Annotated in this window: 15 protein-coding genes; 4 read left to right on the top strand and 11 right to left on the bottom strand. The window is 69.0% G+C overall.

The window, feature by feature from the left end:
• Positions 1-59 precede the first annotated feature (59 nt).
• The 3 genes from BDIM_RS16495 to BDIM_RS16485 all read right to left on the bottom strand — a co-directional run bounded on the left by BDIM_RS16495 (position 60) and on the right by BDIM_RS16485 (position 5,369).
• Positions 60-1,079, bottom strand: coding sequence for an NAD-dependent epimerase (locus tag BDIM_RS16495; protein ID WP_003166693.1), 1,020 nt, complete (start codon positions 1,077-1,079; stop codon positions 60-62).
• 45 nt (positions 1,080-1,124) lie between these two features.
• Positions 1,125-3,011 carry a M20/M25/M40 family metallo-hydrolase gene (locus BDIM_RS16490; protein ID WP_003166692.1) on the bottom strand — a complete coding sequence of 629 codons (1,887 nt, stop codon included), beginning with the start codon at positions 3,009-3,011 and terminating at the stop codon, positions 1,125-1,127.
• Between the two features lie 111 nt (positions 3,012-3,122).
• Positions 3,123-5,369, bottom strand: a complete 2,247-nt coding sequence (locus BDIM_RS16485) for a TonB-dependent receptor (protein ID WP_003166691.1) — start codon at positions 5,367-5,369, stop codon at positions 3,123-3,125.
• A gap of 243 nt (positions 5,370-5,612) precedes the next feature.
• Here BDIM_RS16485 and BDIM_RS16480 point away from each other — a divergent pair, with 243 nt between their 5' ends.
• Positions 5,613-6,986: a metallophosphoesterase gene (locus BDIM_RS16480; RefSeq protein WP_040346494.1), complete on the top strand. Its 1,374-nt coding sequence runs from the start codon at positions 5,613-5,615 to the stop codon at positions 6,984-6,986.
• A gap of 4 nt (positions 6,987-6,990) precedes the next feature.
• Here the strand turns inward: BDIM_RS16480 and BDIM_RS16475 are convergent, their stop codons facing one another.
• The 3 genes from BDIM_RS16475 to chpT form a co-directional block, all read right to left on the bottom strand.
• Positions 6,991-7,806 carry a CheR family methyltransferase gene (locus BDIM_RS16475; RefSeq protein ID WP_003166688.1) on the bottom strand — a complete coding sequence of 272 codons (816 nt, stop codon included), beginning with the start codon at positions 7,804-7,806 and terminating at the stop codon, positions 6,991-6,993.
• A complete protein-coding gene (locus BDIM_RS16470) occupies positions 7,803-8,186 on the bottom strand; it encodes a response regulator (protein ID WP_003166687.1) in 384 nt (127 codons plus the stop codon). Before BDIM_RS16470 ends, BDIM_RS16475 begins: the two co-directional genes overlap by 4 nt.
• A gap of 62 nt (positions 8,187-8,248) precedes the next feature.
• Positions 8,249-8,962: a histidine phosphotransferase ChpT gene (chpT, locus tag BDIM_RS16465; protein ID WP_050796775.1), complete on the bottom strand. Its 714-nt coding sequence runs from the start codon at positions 8,960-8,962 to the stop codon at positions 8,249-8,251.
• A 99-nt stretch (positions 8,963-9,061) separates the two neighbouring features.
• Here chpT and cysQ point away from each other — a divergent pair, with 99 nt between their 5' ends.
• Positions 9,062-9,865 carry a 3'(2'),5'-bisphosphate nucleotidase CysQ gene (cysQ, locus tag BDIM_RS16460; protein ID WP_003166685.1) on the top strand — a complete coding sequence of 268 codons (804 nt, stop codon included), beginning with the start codon at positions 9,062-9,064 and terminating at the stop codon, positions 9,863-9,865.
• A 6-nt stretch (positions 9,866-9,871) separates the two neighbouring features.
• On the opposite strand, the gene BDIM_RS16455 is transcribed toward cysQ, so the two are convergent.
• The 5 genes from BDIM_RS16455 to map form a co-directional block, all read right to left on the bottom strand.
• Positions 9,872-10,765, bottom strand: a complete 894-nt coding sequence (locus BDIM_RS16455; protein ID WP_003166684.1) for an aldo-keto reductase family protein — start codon at positions 10,763-10,765, stop codon at positions 9,872-9,874.
• Positions 10,766-10,769: 4 nt separating this feature from the next.
• A complete protein-coding gene (locus BDIM_RS16450) occupies positions 10,770-11,012 on the bottom strand; it encodes a BolA/IbaG family iron-sulfur metabolism protein (protein ID WP_003166683.1) in 243 nt (80 codons plus the stop codon).
• Between the two features lie 81 nt (positions 11,013-11,093).
• Positions 11,094-11,612: a GNAT family N-acetyltransferase gene (locus BDIM_RS16445; RefSeq protein ID WP_003166682.1), complete on the bottom strand. Its 519-nt coding sequence runs from the start codon at positions 11,610-11,612 to the stop codon at positions 11,094-11,096.
• On the bottom strand, positions 11,609-12,340 hold the full coding sequence (gene radC / locus BDIM_RS16440; protein ID WP_003166681.1) for a RadC family protein: 732 nt from the start codon (positions 12,338-12,340) through the stop codon (positions 11,609-11,611). Before radC ends, BDIM_RS16445 begins: the two co-directional genes overlap by 4 nt.
• Before the next feature lie 26 nt (positions 12,341-12,366).
• Complete coding sequence (gene map, locus BDIM_RS16435; RefSeq protein ID WP_003166680.1) at positions 12,367-13,188, bottom strand: type I methionyl aminopeptidase; 822 nt, start codon at positions 13,186-13,188, stop codon at positions 12,367-12,369.
• Between the two features lie 151 nt (positions 13,189-13,339).
• On the opposite strand from map, the gene BDIM_RS16430 reads away from it, so the two are divergent.
• Together BDIM_RS16430 and BDIM_RS16425 are read left to right on the top strand one after the other, a co-directional pair.
• The gene (locus BDIM_RS16430; protein ID WP_003166679.1) at positions 13,340-14,110 is read left to right on the top strand and encodes a competence/damage-inducible protein A; all 771 of its coding nucleotides are present in this window, start codon (positions 13,340-13,342) and stop codon (positions 14,108-14,110) included.
• 181 nt (positions 14,111-14,291) lie between these two features.
• A complete protein-coding gene (locus BDIM_RS16425) occupies positions 14,292-15,596 on the top strand; it encodes an OmpP1/FadL family transporter (protein ID WP_040346492.1) in 1,305 nt (434 codons plus the stop codon).
• The last annotated feature ends 178 nt before the right edge of the window (positions 15,597-15,774 follow it).

Below are 15,774 nucleotides of genomic sequence, written 5' to 3'. Positions count from 1 at the left end.
AGGGCATCTCTACGAAATCATTAGGTGAGCCAGCCCTCCAGGGCGACCGCCTCTGCGCCTCAATTTTCGCGGTAGAAGTTGCAGTACCAGTCGACGAAGCGGGCGACGCCCTCCTCCACCGGCGTCGACGGGGCGTAGTCGAGGGCGGCCAGGGTGTCGGTCACGTCGGCTTCGGTGTCGGCCACGTCGCCGTCCTGCATGGGCATCAAGTTCAGCTTGGCCTTGCGGCCCAGCTTGGTCTCCAGCACTTCGATGTAGCGCATCAGCGGCACGGGACGGCCCGCGCCCAGGTTCAGGATGCGCCAGGGCGCGACGCCGCTGGTCGCCGGATTGGGGGCGGTCGCATCCCACGCCGGATCGATCGCGGCGGGCCGGTCCAGGGCGGCGATCACGCCGGTGACGATGTCGTCGACATAGGTGAAGTCGCGGCTCATCCGCCCCTCGCCGTACACGTCGATCGGCTCGTCCTTCAGGATGGCGCGGGTGAATTTGAACAGGGCCATGTCCGGGCGGCCCCACGGCCCGTAGACGGTGAAGAAGCGCAGCCCCGTCGCCGGAAAGCCGAACAGGTGGGCGTAGGAATGGGCCATGGCCTCATTGGCCAGCTTGGTCGCCGCATAGACGGTCAGCGGATGATCGGCCGGCTGACGCACCGAGAACGGCAGGGCGCGGTTGGCCCCGAACACCGAACTGGTCGAGGCGAAGACTAGGTTGGCCGCCTCGACCGCGCGGCACCCTTCCAGGATGCTGAGGAAGCCGACGACGTTGGAATCGACATAGGTCTCGGGCGCTTCCAGGCTGTAGCGGACCCCCGCCTGGGCGGCGAGGTGAACCACCCGGCGCGGCTTGTGCTCGGCGAACAGGGCGGCGACGCCGTCGCGGTCGGCCAGATCCAGCGTGTAATGACGATAGTTCGGATAGGCCTGAAGCTGGGCCAGGCGCGCCTGCTTCAGCGCCGGATCGTAATAGGCGTTGAGGTTGTCCAGGCCGATGACGCGTTCGCCCCGCTCCAGCAGACGCCGGGCGGTGTGGAAGCCGATGAAGCCGGCGGAGCCGGTGACCAGGACGGGATCGCTCATGATCGGCTGCGATAAACGGTCGCGCGGCCGGACGCCAGCGTCCGTCTAGGGCAAGGCCTCCGCCACGGCGGGCGACGGCGCCAACAGCTGGGCCGAAACATTCAGCCCGACGCCCGCGATCAGACAGGCCGCCGCCGCCAACAGCACCAGGCGCGCCGCCTTCGCGCCCGGCGCCAGAGGCCGGGCGAACAGCAGGACCAGCAAGGCGATCAAGGCCAGGGCGCCCGGCATGTCCATCCCGACGCCCAGGAAGACAAAATGGCCGATCCCCAGCAGCCAGGCGCCGCCCAGTACGGTCGCCACGACGACGGGCAGAAGGCCGAGCGGCCGCGTCAGGTCGGGGTCGATCAAGGCCGCCAGGGCCGCCGCCGTCGCGGCCAGCAACACCGGCCAGACGAACAGCAGGGCCGCTTCGGGCGCTGCGCCCTGCAAGGCGCAACCGAAGACGAAGATCAGGGCGATCAGACCCAGCCAGCCGCCCCAGGCCGAACGCTCGGCGCGCCCTGGCCACAACGACAGGATGATGGCGACCACGCCCAGCCCCAGCATCACCGGACTGAACCCGCCGACCAGCAGGACGACGGCGGTCAGGACGGCAAACGCCCCGCCGATCACACGCGGCCGCGCCCGGCGGGCGCCGGTCAGCAGGACCAGGGCCAGGGCGATGATCGTCAGCGTCGCCCCCGCCTCCATCCACGGCAGGCGGCGCAACAGGGTGTAGTAGACGTCCGGCGAATCGGCGCGGCTCGATAGCGGCCCGGCCAGCAGGCGCGCCGCCTGCACCAGGATCACGCCCCCGGTCAGGAACCACAGCCCGTCCAACACGCCCAAGCCGACCCGCCCCGCCGTCAGTCCCGCCCGGCGCCGCGCCCGCCAGGCGGCGAAACCGCCGAACGCCGCCGCCAGCGCCAGCAGAACCCAGCCGGTTCCTTGCGCATGGGCGATCATCCAGCGACCGAAGACGTCTGAGTAGACCAGGTTCTCGCCCTTGGCCGGCAGGCTGGACGCGCGCGCCAGCGCATCGGCCGCCTCCAGCGCCTGGGAGCCCAGATGCTGGACCGCGCCCCGATCCAGGTTGGCGGGCGTGGCGTTGGCCGAATGGTACTGATCCGGGCGGCCGATGAAGGCCAGGTTCAACCCGCCGATCCCCCGATCCTTGGGCACGGTGAAGTCGGTGCCGTTGGGCATCCGCTCGTACATGAAGGCGGCGATGGAGGTGGCGGTGGTCCCGCCGTCGGCCCTGGCCGCCGCACGACGGAACAGTTGCACGGTCGGCCCGGCCTCGCGCCCGGTCTCAAACATGGCGGCGCGGCCGCCGCCGCCGCGCGCCTCGAGGTTCACCACGGCCCCGATGCGGTCGCGCAGGGGATGGCCGCCGAAGAAGACCCGCGCCCCGTCCAGACCCAGCTCCTCGGCGTCGGTCAGCAGGACGACCAGATCACGCTCGACCGGACCGCGCGCCTTGATCGCCCGCACCGCTTCCAGAATGGCGGCGACCCCCGCGGAATCGTCGGCCGCGCCGGGCGAGCCGACCACGGTGTCATAGTGGGCCATCAGCATGACGGCGGGCTGGCTGCGGTCTTTTCCGGGCAGGACGCCGATCAGATTGACCGCCTGATTGTTCGCCGCCGCCGGATCGCCGCCCGCGCGCGCCAGCCGCTTGACCGAGGCGGGCGACAACGGCCCGGCCTGCTCGCTGACTTCCAGTCCCAGCTGCGTCAGCCGGGCGCTCAGATAGGCGCGGACCCGCGCGTGCTCGGGCGAACCGACCGGGTGCGGGGCGCGGGCGATCTGTTCGATGTCGGTCATGGCCCGCGCGGCCGAGAAGGCGGCGGCGGGCGCGTCCGCCGCGCGCGGCTTCGGCGCCTGGGTGGTCCACACCGCCAGCAAGAAGGCGAGCGTCAGCGATCCGAACAGCAAGGCCAGCCGCATGTGAGATCCTCCCCGATCCGTCCGGCAATAGGACCAAGCTGGGCCGGAATGGCAAGAGGGCGGCGACAGGTCTCTCCGCCGCCGCCCTCCGATGCGATCCGCCGTAGAAGCTTAGAAGCGCTTCGACAGCTCCACGCCGTACATGCGCGGTTCGTTGACGAAGGCCGTCAGGTTGTTGAAGTCGATGGCGCCGATGACGTTGGCTTCGTCCGTGATGTTGCGGACGTAGACGGCCGCCTCGAGACCTTGGTTCAGGTCGCGCCAGCCCGCGCGCAGGCCGCCTTCGAAGTTGGCAGCCTGACGGAACTCGACCGCCTCATAGAGAAACAGGTTGAAATCCTTCTGCATCACCCAGTCGGTCGAGGCGAACAGCTCCTGAGCGTCGCCGATGGGGCGGACGTAGGACAGGGTCAGGTTGGCCGAATACTCCGGCGCCTGGGGGAAGGGGTTGCCGTCGATGTTGGCGCGGTCATTGGCGCCGACCTTCACGATCGGATCGGTGATGGTGCACAGGTGGTTGCCGCAGATGGCGACCAGCAGATCCTTGTCCTTGATCTCGGTGTGGTTCCACGCCACGCCGCCGGCCAGGGTGAAACCCGCGCCCAGATAGACGTCGCCATCGATCTCCAGACCGTAGCCCTGGCCCTTGTCGGCGTTGATCAGGCGGTTGGAGTTGTCGATGCCGCCGATGGCCGTGAACTGCATGTCCTTGACGTCATACAGATAGGCGGTGGCGTTCAGGCGGGCGCGGCCGTCCCACAGGCGGGCCTTGAACCCGGCCTCATAGGACATGACGGTTTCCGAATCCGCCGTGGTCAGAACCGGCAGGTTGCGGCCCTGGATCGACGGGCCGCGATAGCCGCTGGCCACGCGGGCGAACAGGTTCAGGCTGTCGTTGACTTCGTACAGGGCGCTGACGTCCCAGCTGACCTGCTCGTCGCCGACCGAGACCTTGCCCTCGGCGCCGGCCGGCGTGCCGACCAGAAGGCGGCCGTGATAGTCGCGGCTGTCGTCGGTGTAGCGCAGGCCGCCGGTCAGCTTCAGAGCCTCCGTGACCTGATAGTTGGCCTGACCGAAGACCGACCAGGAGTCCGACTTCTGCACGATGTCCGTGACCTTGGTCGGCATGACGCCGCCGACGCCGTCAAAGCCGCCCGACACCAGATTGATGCGCTCGTCCCAATAGAAGGCGCCGACCTGCCAGCCCAGACGGCCCGCGCCGTTCGAGGTCAGGCGCAGCTCATAGGTGTTCTGCAGCAGGTCGCTGGACAGGGTGCCGGATTCGACCGGGAAGGGGGTCTTGTAGCCGGCGCCGACCGGCGCGCCCTTCGAGACGCCGCCGTCGATGTCGCCATTGCCCTGCGACCAGCCCTGGAAGGAGCCGACCACGCCGGTCAGGGTCGCGGGACCGAAGTCATAGGCGACCTGCAGCGACTGCGAGGTGGTCTTCTGCTTCTGGAAGTTGTTGCGGCCGCCGTCATACCAAACCGTGTCGCGGTCGAAGTTGTCGTTCAGCTTGTTCGAGCCCTTGGTCAGGACGTTGGCCCGGTTCATCGTGCCCGTGCCCACATAGTCGCGCGCTTGCAGGGTCAGCAGGGTCGACAGGCGATCGGTCGGAGTCCAGGCGACGTGGATGCGGCCCGCCACATCGTCGAAATTGCCCAGATCCTTGCCGTCCTTCTTGGCGAAGGGGGCGTCATAGGCGTTGTTGACCCAGTCATCACGGTGGTTCCACAGGGCGGCGACGCGCACCGACAGGGTGTCCGACGCCGGCAGGGTCACGGCCGCCTCCGCGCGGGTCGAACCGTAGTTTCCGTAGGTCAGCGAGCCGAAGCCGGTGAACTCGTCGCCGGGCTTGGTCGTGTCGATCTTGATGACGCCCGCCGGGGTGTTGCGGCCGAACAGGGTGCCCTGCGGCCCGCGCAGCACTTCCAGCTGCTTCACGTCGAACAGGGGGAAGCCCTTCAGATAGACGCTTTCCAGAACCAGCTCATCCATCACCATCGACACCGGCTGCGAGGCCGTGAAGTCGAAGTCCACATTGCCCAGGCCGCGGATGTAGAAGCGCGGGGCGTAGCGGCCGTTGGAGCTTTCGACCTGCAGGCTGGGCACGCGGCCCGACAGCTGCAGGATGTCGCCGCCGCCAGCGTTCACGGCGTTCAGCGTCTCGGTGTTCATCGCCGTGACGGCGAAGGGCACGTCGCGGATGCTTTCGCTGCGACGCTGGGCGGTGACGACGATGTCGCCGACGGCGGCGGCCTGTTCGGCCTGGACGTCGGCGGATTGCGCCAGGGCCGGCGTGGAAAGCAGCAGGGCCAGACCGCTGGCGGAGGCGGCGAAAACCGAGAGACGCGTCATCGAGATATCCCCTTCTTGATGATCTTGGGCGGGTGAATCGCCGCAGCCCCTAGGCCTGAAGCGTCGCCGGTTCCATCACCGAAACGCCCTTCACCGTGAACCTTTCGCGACAGGGACACAGGCCGGAACAAACCGCCGTTCGTTTCACATATGAGACGCCCCTCAAGTTGTGCAGTGCCACCCGCCGTGCCATGCAGATCGGCTGCGTCGTCTCCCGCAGGGTCGCGCACCGGAGACTTTCAGATGACCTTCGCCCCCACGTCCCGTCGCCGCTTCCTGGGCGCCGCAGCCGCCCTGCCGCTGATCGGCGGCGCCCTGCCCGCCCTCGGCCAGACTCGCGAGGGAGCCGTCGTCTGCCGCGTCCTGGCCATGTCCGACCTGCACTCGGCCTATGAGCGCAGCGCCCAGCTGCTGGCCGCCCTGCGCGCCGAGGTCCGCAGCCGGCCGGTTCCGCATCTGATCGCGATCGACGGCGACATCTTCGAGCACGGCAACGTCGTCTCGGTGCGCTCCGAAGGCGCGATCGACTGGGCCTTCCTGGCCGCCCTGCCCGCCATCGCCCCGACGGTGGTCAATCTGGGCAACCACGACAACGACCTGACGCCGGACCTGCATGAGGTGGTCGCGCGCATGCGCGGCCTGGGGATCACCGTCATCAGCAACATCATCGACGCCCGAACCGGTCAGCCCTATGCGCCGGCGGCGACCGAACTGGCCTTCGGCGAGCGACGGCTGCGCATCATCGGCTTCGGCACGAACGCGCTGAACACCTATCCCAAGGCCAGCCGCGACTGGCTGTCGATCCCCGATCCGAGCGAATGGGCGAACGCTCAGCTGCCGACCCTGACGGACGACGCGGACCTGACCCTGGTGATGAGCCACGCCGGGGTGGCGGGCGATCGTGGGATGCTGTCCGCCCTGCCCGACGGCGCCCTGATGATCGGCGGGCACAACCACCTGCTGTTCCAGGAGAAGCTGGGGCGCGGCCTCTACGCCCACACCGGATCGTGGAGCAACGCCTATACGGCGGCCGACTATCTCAGCGACGGAAGCGTCCGGGCGCAGTCGCGCACCGTCGCCCTGGACGGCCCCGCCGACCCGGCCCTAGCCGCCCTGATCCACACGACGCTGGACCGGCATCTGACCGATCAGGAGCGCGCCGTCCTCGGGACCGGTTCGACCTCCCTGTCGCTGGGCGACACCGGCCGCGCCGTGGCCGCAACCTTCGCCCGCTTCGCCGGGGCCCAGGCGGGCTTCATCGGCCACACCACCCTGGGCACGGGCCTGGCCGCCGGTCCGGTCAGTCGCTACGCCTTCGACGCCGTGGTGCGCTTCGACGGCAAGCTGATGATGGCCGAGGTTCCGGCCGCGCACCTGGCCGAACTGACCGCCCTGGCCAATCAGGACCGGGTCATGCCCTTCGCACGCCGCACCGGCGACTTCGTCTATGGCGCGGTCGAAGGCGGCGAACAGCGCGAGACGGTCCGCATCGTCACCACCGACTGGTGCGCGCTGAACCAGCATGAGTATTTCGGCGTCACGGACTTGGCCTTCGCCGAGGTTCCCGGTCCCGGCGTCAAGGCCGTCGCCGCCCAGGGCCTGTTGTCGGTCGCCTGACGGTTCAGGCGGCGCGGCGTGCGGCGGCCGCGCTCTTCACATAGAGCCCCTTGCGCCCGGCCACCGGGCGGAAGGCCACGCTGTCGCCGTCTGGCCGCTCGTCGTGGCCCAGGAACAGGCAGCCGTCGTCGACCATCCGCCGCTCCAGCCCGTCCAGCACCCGGGCGCGACGCTCCGGCGCCATGTCGCCCAGGACGTTGCGGCAGAAGACCACATCGAACCGACCCTCATCCGTCGGCTCATCCAGCAGATTGGCGCGCGTGAAGGCGATGGCGGCGCGCAACTCGGGCCGCGCGCGCCACTGGTCGTCGACCTGTTCGAACCAGCGCAGCATGGCGCGCGCCGCCAGGCCGCGCTGTATCTCGAACGAGGTGTAGAGGCCCGACATGGCCTTCTCGATCGCCTGACGCGACAGGTCCGTGGCCTCTATCTCGACCTGAGCCCCCGCCTCCAGGGCGGCGATGGCCAGGGAATAGGCCTCCTGCCCGGTCGAGGCGCCGGCGCACCAGATGCGCACACGGCCGCCCGGCCGCGCCGCCGTCAGGGCGGGCAACAGTTCGCGCTCCATCACCTCAAAGGCCGCACGGTCGCGCCGGAACCAGGTCTCGCCGTTCAGCAGGGCCTCGATCACGCTCCAGCCCAGGGAGGCGACCGGGCGGCTCCACAGACTGGTCAGCATGGCCTCGACGTTGTGATAGCCTTCGCGCCGCGCCACAGGCCCCAGCCGGTGCTCGGCCAGCTGCATCCGGTCTCGGGTCAGCCGGAAGCCGGCGCGGGACGCCAGCAGGGTCTGAAGACGATCAAAATCCTCCGGCGTCATGACGGCGACTGCACCACTCCCACTTCGGCGAGCTTGGCTTGCAGGATCTCGCCGTCGAAGGGCTTCATAACATATTCGTCGGCCCCTGCGGACAGGGCTTCGGCGATTCGGTCGGCCCGCGTCTCGACCGAGCAGAAAAGAACCTTGGGCGCGCGCCCCTCCGGCAGATCGCGCAGACGACGCAGGAAGGCCAGGCCGTCCATCACCGGCATCTGCCAGTCCAGCAGCACCACCTGCGGCATGGCGGCCTGGCAATAGTCCAGCGCCTCGGCGCCGTCGGCCGCCTCGGCCACGTCGAAGGACAGATCCTCCAGGATGCGGCGCGCCACCTTGCGGATGATGCGGCTGTCATCGACGATCAGACAGGTTCTGGGGTCCACTGGGTCATTTCCCGTTTCGCGCGAGATCGAAATCACGCTCTCGCCATAGTCGTTCAGGCGGGTTAACGGAGCGTTGGATCGACGAACGCGGTTTGCTCATTAGCGCCCGGCAGACGCGCCATCAAGGCCACGCGGCCCTCTTCGGTCGCCAGGTCCAGCCGTCCGCCCGCCTCGCGCGCCGTCAGCCACAGCCAATAGGGCTGGATCCACTGGCCCGCCAGACCCTCGGTCAGCCGCTCGCCCTTCAGGCCGACCACGGCCTCGGGCTTGAGCCGGGCGCGGGCGCCCTCGGCCGAGCCGACCAGGAACAGTTGGTCCCCTTCGCGGCGGACCGTCACCACCGCGGCCCCGCCCATCGGCAGGGCCGAAACGGTCAGATAGGCCAGGTTGATCAGGGCGCGAGCCTGAATCTTGGTGAAGGTTTCCTCGCCGACGCGCCAGTCCAGCGTGGCGCGCCCGCCGTCGGTCAGGCCCGCGACCAGGCCGTGCAGTTCGGCGCCGGAGAACTGTTCGCTGCTGGTCGCCGCGCCGAAGGCCACGCGCGCGAAATGCACCAGGGCCACCATCTTGGCCGCGCTCTGACGGATCAGGCCCAAGGCGTCGTCGCGCATGTCCTGAGCGGTGGGGTCGTCCAGCAGGTCCAGGCCCGACATCACCGCGCCCGCCGGGCTGATGAAGTCGTGGCACAGCTTGGCGGCGATGAAGGCGGCCAGTTCAGCGCCGTCCACAGGCAGATCGGCGGCGGATAGGGAGGCGGGGTCGTCGGAAACGGTCATGATGCCAAGGCGCGGCGCGCAGGTTTTCAAAAAGGTTAAGGCCAAGGTGGCCTGATTTGCCGGTTCGTTAAACCGGCCGCATGGTCTATCGAGCGCTTCATGACCGTCTCCGTCTCCGCCTACGCCGACCTCGAAACCGACCTCGCCTCCGGCCGCCTGGCCGAGGTCATCGCCGACATCGCCGAGGAGGCCGCGCGCCTGATCCTGCCCTACTGGCGGGCCGACACGGCCGTGGAGACCAAGGCCGACGCCAGCCCCGTCACCGAGGCCGACCGCGCCGCCGAAACCCTGATCCTGAGCCGCCTGGCCGAACACTGGCCCCAGGTCGAGGCCGTGGCCGAAGAGGCGGTCGCCGCCGACGGCGCCCCGCCGTCGGTCGGCGCATGGTTCTGGCTGATCGACCCGCTGGACGGCACCAAGGGCTTTGTGCAGGGGCGCGAGAGCTATTCGGTCAACATCGCCCTGATCCGCGACGACGCGCCCGTAGCGGGCGTGGTGACGGCTCCGGCCCTGGGGATCAGCTGGCGCTCGGCTGCGCCGGGCCAGGGGGCCCTTCGCCGCGCCTTCGGCGAGCCGTGGCGCCCGATCCGGGTGCGCGAACGCCCGGCCGACGCCGTCGCCCTGGTCAGCCACAGCATCAGCGAAGACGACGCCCGACGCCTGGCCGCCCGCAACGGCTGCATCCAGTGGCAAGGCATGGATTCCTCGCTGAAATTCTGCCTGATCGCCGAGGGCCGCTTCGACGCCTATCCGCGCACCGGCCCGACCAGCGAATGGGACACCGCCGCCGGCCAGGCCGTGCTGGAGGCGGCTGGCGGCCGCGTCCTGGCCGAGGACGGCCGTCCCCTGGCCTATGGCAAGCCCAGCTTCCTCAACGGCCCCTTCTCCGCCATCGGCGCCTGAGGGCGGTCAGGCCGAAGCGTCCACCCGCGCCATCTCGATCTGGGCCGAGAGGCCGGCGGGCAGGTCGCGCTCGGGCACGCTCGCCAGTTCCTCCAGATGCGCCCGGTCCCTGGGCCGGACCAGCACGCTGGCCACCGCCGGGTCCGCCAGGGCGTAGGCCAGGCAGATGGCCTCGCCGGTCCAGCCCGGCGTCCGGTGCAGGAAGGCGAAGGAGCCCGGCCGCTCCAGATCGGCCTCGCCGCGCCTCGCGCCCCAGGCGCCGAACAGGCCCCGCTTCTTCGGCCCGCCCGCATCAGCCGCGCGGCGCTCGGTCGCCAGACTGTCGGGGAAGTAGTCGTCGGCGAACAGGCTCATCTCTCGATCGCGCGCGGCCCTCATGCGCGAGCGCACCTGCCAGGGCACATTCACGTGGAAGGGCGTGAACAGGACGTCGAAGGCCCCGGTCGAGACATAGAGATCCGTCACCGGCTCGTCGCCCGACACCCCCAGCATCCGCACATATTCGGCCTTCCGCATCGCCTTCAGGGCGGTCAGGGAGGTCTGCGGCAGCTCATTCTCGGCCGGGCGCTCCAGCACCGCCATGTCGAACCAGCCCAGGCCCGAGGCGTGCAGCCCCTGTTCGATCGAACGCCCCAGGGCCATCGCCGAGAAATCCCGGTCGGCCCCCAGGCTGACGCTGACCCACACCAACCGCCGCTCGACATGGCCCAGGGCCTCGCCGACGGACTGCAGCAACGTCGGGTCCAGCCGCTCCAGATGATAGGCGTTCACCCCCGCCTCCAGCCCCGCGAACACCAGGTCGCGGACAGCGTTCGGCCCGCGCGCCGTCGCCTCTGCCCCCAGGCTGAGCGTCAGGCTGGAGACCGCGGCCCCTGTGGCGCCGAAGGGGCGATAGCGCACGGGATCAGCCGGCCTCGACCGGCGCCGAGGTCTCCAGCGCCAGGGCGTGCAGTTCGCCGCCCATCTTGCCCTTGAGCGCGGCGTAGACGGTCTGGTGCTGGCGCACGCGGTTCATGCCGCGAAAGACCTCGGACACGATGCGGGCGCGATAGTGGTCGCCGTCGCCCGCCAGATCCTCAATGGCGATGTCCGCGTCGGGGAAGGCCTCGACCAGATGGGCGCGAAGGTCGTCGACGGACATGGGCATCACAGAACTCCTAGAAGGCAGAAGGCCGTCTCAGGGCCTGAATTGTAAAGCTTATCGCCCCGCGTCCCTTCTGTCAGCCGGTCATCCGACGCGGGGACGCTCATACAGGTCGACGGTCGACCCCTTGTAGTCGGCGCGGGCGTAGGGGCGATAGCCCACCCGTTCGGCCAGACGCACCGAAGGCGCGTTCTCGGGCGAGATCATGCAGACCGTGCGCGGCTCCAGCCGATAGGCGTCGGTCCAGGCCAGGGCCGCCTCCAGCGCCTCGCGCGCCAGGCCCGCGCCTTGAAAGGCCGGCGCCACGCCCCAGCCCAGCTCCGGCGCGTCGAAGGGCGGGTCGATCTCGCGGCGGTAGTCGAGCACCCCGACGCTGCCGACATAGGCGCCCGTCGTCGTCTCGCGGATCGACCAGTTGCCGTAGCCCTTGGCCTGCCAGTGGCCGATGTCGCGCAGCAGGCGGAACCAGACCTCCTCCTCCGACAGACCGCGCCCCATGATGTGGCGGGTGAACTCGGCGTCGGCCCACAGGGCGGTCAGGTCGTCCATGTCGCCGACGGCGACAGGCGCCAGCGTCAGGCGCGCGGTCGAAAGAACAGTCACATCAATCCCAGTTGCTTGAAGCTGGCCACGCCTTCGCGGCCGACGATGAGGTGGTCGTGAACCTGGACCGACAGGGCGCGCGCCGCCTCGATCACCTGCTTGGTCATGTCGATGTCGGCCCGGCTGGGCGTCGGATCGCCCGAGGGGTGGTTGTGAACGATGATCATGGCGCTGGCCGACAGCTCCAGCGCCCGGCGCACCACCTCGCGCGGATAGACGGGGGCATGGTCGACCGTGCCCCGGTTCTGGATTTCGTCGAGGATCAGCTGGTTCTTCTTGTCGAGATACAGCACGCGGAACTGTTCGCGCGGCTCGTGTTGCAAGGACAGGCGCACATAGGCCAGCAGGGCCGTCCACGACGAGATGACGGTGCGCTTGTTCGCCTCTTCCTTGGCCACCCGACGCGAGACTTCATGCAGGGCGGCCAGGTCCAGCGCCGTCTCGGCGCCGACGCCCTTGGAGCGGCCTCGTGAATCCTCGGCGCGGACGGTCATCAGGTCTTCGACCGAGGCGGCCAGGACGGCGGCCAGAGAGCCGAAGCGGGTCAGCAGGGCCTTGGCGATCGGTTTGACGTCGCCCTGGGGCTGGCTGCGGAACAGGAAGAGCTCCAGCAGCTCATAGTCGGGCAGGTGGTGGATGCCCGCCGTGCGCGCGCGTTCGCGCAGCCGCTCGCGATGCCCGGCGTGGTGCGGCTTGGCCTTCGGTTGTTCCGGCGGTTGATCCAGCATCAGCCTCCCCCGGAAGGGAGACTAGCTCAGAATTTCGGGCGGAACAGGCCCTTCGGCGAGGCGGTGAAGATTTCCAGCCCGTCCTCGGTCACGCCGATCGAATGTTCGCACTGCGACGACAGCGACTTGTCGCGGGTCACGGCGGTCCAGCCGTCCGACAGCACCTTCACCGCGGGCTTGCCCAGGTTCACCATCGGCTCGACCGTGAAGAACATGCCCGGCTTCAGCACCGCGCCCTCGCCGCGACGGCCGTAGTGCAGGACGTTGGGGCTGTCGTGGAAGACCCGGCCGATGCCGTGGCCGCAGAAGTCGCGCACCACGCTCATGCGCTGGGCCTCGACGAATTTCTGAATGGCGAAGCCGATGTCGCCGAAGGTGTTCCCCGGCTTGATCTGGGCTAGGCCCAGGTCCAGCGAGTCATAGGTGACGTCGATCAGCTTCTTGGCGCGGGCGTTGATCTCGCCGACCGGATACATGCGGCTGCTATCGCCATGCCAACCGTCGACGATGACGGTGTGGTCGATGTTGACGATGTCGCCTTCCTTCAGAACCTTGTCGCCCGGAATGCCGTGGCAGACGACGTGGTTGATCGAGGTGCAAACCGTCTTGGTGTAACCCTTGTAGCCCAGGCAGGCGGGGACGCCGCCGTTGTCCAGGGTGAACTCGCGCACCAGGTCGTCCAACTCGCCCGTGGTCACGCCCGGCTTCACATGCTCGCCGATCATGTCCAGCGCCTCGGCGACCAGACGGCCGGCCTTGCGCATGCCCTCGAACCCTTCCGCATCATAGATGCGGATTTCGTGGCTGCGGACGAAGACGTCGGTTTCCAGGTCGGGGGTCTCGTACATGCTCGGCTTTCGGGGAGGCGCGCGCTCCGCAAGGGCGCGGAACGGGCGAAGAGGCTGCTTTCAGGACTTCAGATGGTCAGACTAGCACAAAACCTCAAGCCCGTCAGGGTTCGCCGCTGACGCAGGGCCGCGCCCATCCTATCTACGAGCCATGTCCCAGATCGCCCCCTCCCCCACCGCCGCTGTCCTGATCATCGGCGACGAAATCCTGTCGGGCCGCACGCGCGACACCAATCTGAACACCCTGGCCCGGTTTCTGGCGCCGCTGGGCGTCGATCTGATGGAGGCGCGGGTGGTCGGCGACCGTCAGGACCAGATCGTCGGGGCCCTGAACGCCCTGCGCGCGGCGCACGACTACGTCTTCACCACCGGCGGCATCGGCCCGACCCATGACGACATCACCGCCGACGCCGTCGGCGCCGCCTTCGGCGTTTCCGTGCGCGAACACCCCGAGGCTCTCGCCATCCTGGAGCGCCGCTATGCGCCGGGCGAGTTCAACGCTGCGCGGCGCCGCATGGCCCGCGTGCCCGACGGCGGCGTGCTGATCGCCAACCCGGTCAGCGGCGCGCCGGGCTTTCAGGTCGAAAACGTCTTCGTCATGGCCGGCGTGCCCAAGATCATGGAGGCCATGCTGGACGACGTGGCGCCGCGCCTGAAGACGGGCGTCCCGGTCCATAGCCGTTCGTTGCGCGTCGCCGGCGTCGGCGAAGGCGCGGTGGCCGACATCCTGCGCGCCGCGGCCGAGGCGCGGCCGCACCTGTCCTTCGGCTCCTACCCCTTGGGATTCAGCGTCGGTCAGACGCCTGGCCAGGTCGGAACCCACCTCGTGATCCGGGGACGGGATTCGGCCGAAGTTGACGCAGCGGAACACGATCTTGCTGCAAACCTACGTTCTGCAGGCATCGAAATTGCCGCTACGTAACCTCACCAAGGTGTGAAATTGTGCGATTTTTGCGCCACTCTTTCGCCGAGAAGCGGTCCGACACCGGCCTTGGACGCAACGCTTTCATGACACGGACGCTGTGATGAGTAGCGTGGCGGCTCTCCCCGAACCAAGGCCGTCCGCTTTTCCAATGGCCGGCCCACGACATAGGTGAAGCGTAATGACCCCCAGGAACATGGCCCGCCTCGGCGGCCTGGCACTGACCACCGCCCTGATGACGGGCGTCGCCGCCCCGGCCTTCGCCGGCTCCTTCTATCTGCAGGAACAGTCCGTGCGCGGCGCTGGACGCGCCTTCTCGGGCGAAGCCGCCGATCGCGGCGTCGGCTCGATGTGGTGGAACCCCGCCTCCATCGCCCGCAGCGGCCGCGAAGTCTCCGTCGGACTGCACGCCATCCGCATCGATTCCGAAGTGAAGAACGCCGGCTCCTACCTGACCTATCCGGGCGGCGTGGACGCGCCGGTGCGCAACCCGCGCAACACCGAAGTCGATCCGATCGAAAGCGGCCTGGTGCCGAACTTCGCCTTCGCCACGCCGATCGGCGACCGCTTCGCCGTCGGCGTCTCGGTGGCCGCCCCCTACAACTTCACCACCAAGTACGAACAGGGCTCCTTCGCCCGCTATGACGCCCTGACGTCGGAGCTGCGCTCGGGCGACGCCAGCCTGACCGTGGCCTATCAGGTCAACGACTGGCTGGACGTCGGCGCCGGGCTGAACGCCCAGTTCGTCAAGGCCAAGCTCACCTCGGCCATGCCGAACCTGTCGCCGCTGCTGCCCGACGGCTCCAACAGCCTGGAAGGCGACGGCTGGGACTTCGGCTGGAACGTCGGCGCCCAGGTGCACAAGGGGCCTTGGGACTTCGGTCTCAGCTACCGCTCCAAGATCGAGCATGAGCTGGAAGGCGACGTGACCGTGGCCGGCCTGCTGGGTCCGCTGGCGGGCGCCAACGTCTCGACCGGCGGCAAGGCCAGCTTCAACACCCCATGGTTCGCCTCGGCCTCGGTCCGCTACGCCGTCAACGACAAGCTGACCCTGAACGCCCAGGTCAATCGCATCGGCTGGTCCGAGTTCGACGCCATCACCGTCGAATACACGGGCGGCGGCGACGTCATCCATCAGAACTACAAGGACGTGACCACCGGCGCCATCGGCCTGGACTACGCCCTCAGCGACAAGACCACGCTGCGCGCCGGCGTCGGCTATGACCCGACCCCGACCCGCGACAGCCTGCGCACGGCCCGCATCCCCGACGCCGACCGCTGGCTGTTCTCGGTCGGCGGTTCGACCGAAGTGACCGAAGGCGTCACCTTCGACGCCGGTCTGACCTACATCGCCTTCAGCGACTCGACCATCCACGACGACCGCACCTTCTACGCCGGCACCCCGGCGGCCGTGACCTCGCACCTGCGCGGCGAGGCCGAAGGCTCGGCCCTGGTCGCCTCGATCGGCGCGCGCTGGGCCTTCTGATCCCGGCCTGACGGCGGACAAGGAAACGGCGGCTCCCGCAAAGGAGCCGCCGTTTTTATTCGCCTCATGCCGAGAGCATCAGCCCTGGGCGGCGTGGCCCTTGCCGCCGTTCGACGGGCGGCGGCGACGCGGGCGGCGTTGCAGCTCGCCGACCGGCTTGGGCTCGACCGCAGGCGTC

This window comes from Brevundimonas diminuta ATCC 11568, assembly GCF_000204035.1.
Taxonomy (GTDB): Bacteria; Pseudomonadota; Alphaproteobacteria; order Caulobacterales; family Caulobacteraceae; genus Brevundimonas; species Brevundimonas diminuta.
This window is presented reverse-complemented; position numbering and strand designations above follow the sequence as displayed.

Excerpts from the sequence above, each read along its gene's own strand:
- map (WP_003166680.1), bottom strand. The coding sequence starts at position 13,188 with ATGTACGAGACCCCCGACCTGGAAACCGACGTCTTCGTCCGCAGCCAC.
- BDIM_RS16425 (WP_040346492.1), top strand. The coding sequence starts at position 14,292 with ATGACCCCCAGGAACATGGCCCGCCTCGGCGGCCTGGCACTGACCACC.
- chpT (WP_050796775.1), bottom strand. The coding sequence starts at position 8,962 with ATGACCGTTTCCGACGACCCCGCCTCCCTATCCGCCGCCGATCTGCCT.
- BDIM_RS16450 (WP_003166683.1), bottom strand. The coding sequence starts at position 11,012 with ATGCCCATGTCCGTCGACGACCTTCGCGCCCATCTGGTCGAGGCCTTC.
- BDIM_RS16485 (WP_003166691.1), bottom strand. The coding sequence starts at position 5,369 with ATGACGCGTCTCTCGGTTTTCGCCGCCTCCGCCAGCGGTCTGGCCCTG.
- BDIM_RS16490 (WP_003166692.1), bottom strand. The coding sequence starts at position 3,011 with ATGCGGCTGGCCTTGCTGTTCGGATCGCTGACGCTCGCCTTCTTGCTG.
- BDIM_RS16495 (WP_003166693.1), bottom strand. The coding sequence starts at position 1,079 with ATGAGCGATCCCGTCCTGGTCACCGGCTCCGCCGGCTTCATCGGCTTC.
- cysQ (WP_003166685.1), top strand. The coding sequence starts at position 9,062 with ATGACCGTCTCCGTCTCCGCCTACGCCGACCTCGAAACCGACCTCGCC.
- BDIM_RS16430 (WP_003166679.1), top strand. The coding sequence starts at position 13,340 with ATGTCCCAGATCGCCCCCTCCCCCACCGCCGCTGTCCTGATCATCGGC.
- BDIM_RS16475 (WP_003166688.1), bottom strand. The coding sequence starts at position 7,806 with ATGACGCCGGAGGATTTTGATCGTCTTCAGACCCTGCTGGCGTCCCGC.
- BDIM_RS16480 (WP_040346494.1), top strand. The coding sequence starts at position 5,613 with ATGACCTTCGCCCCCACGTCCCGTCGCCGCTTCCTGGGCGCCGCAGCC.
- radC (WP_003166681.1), bottom strand. The coding sequence starts at position 12,340 with ATGCTGGATCAACCGCCGGAACAACCGAAGGCCAAGCCGCACCACGCC.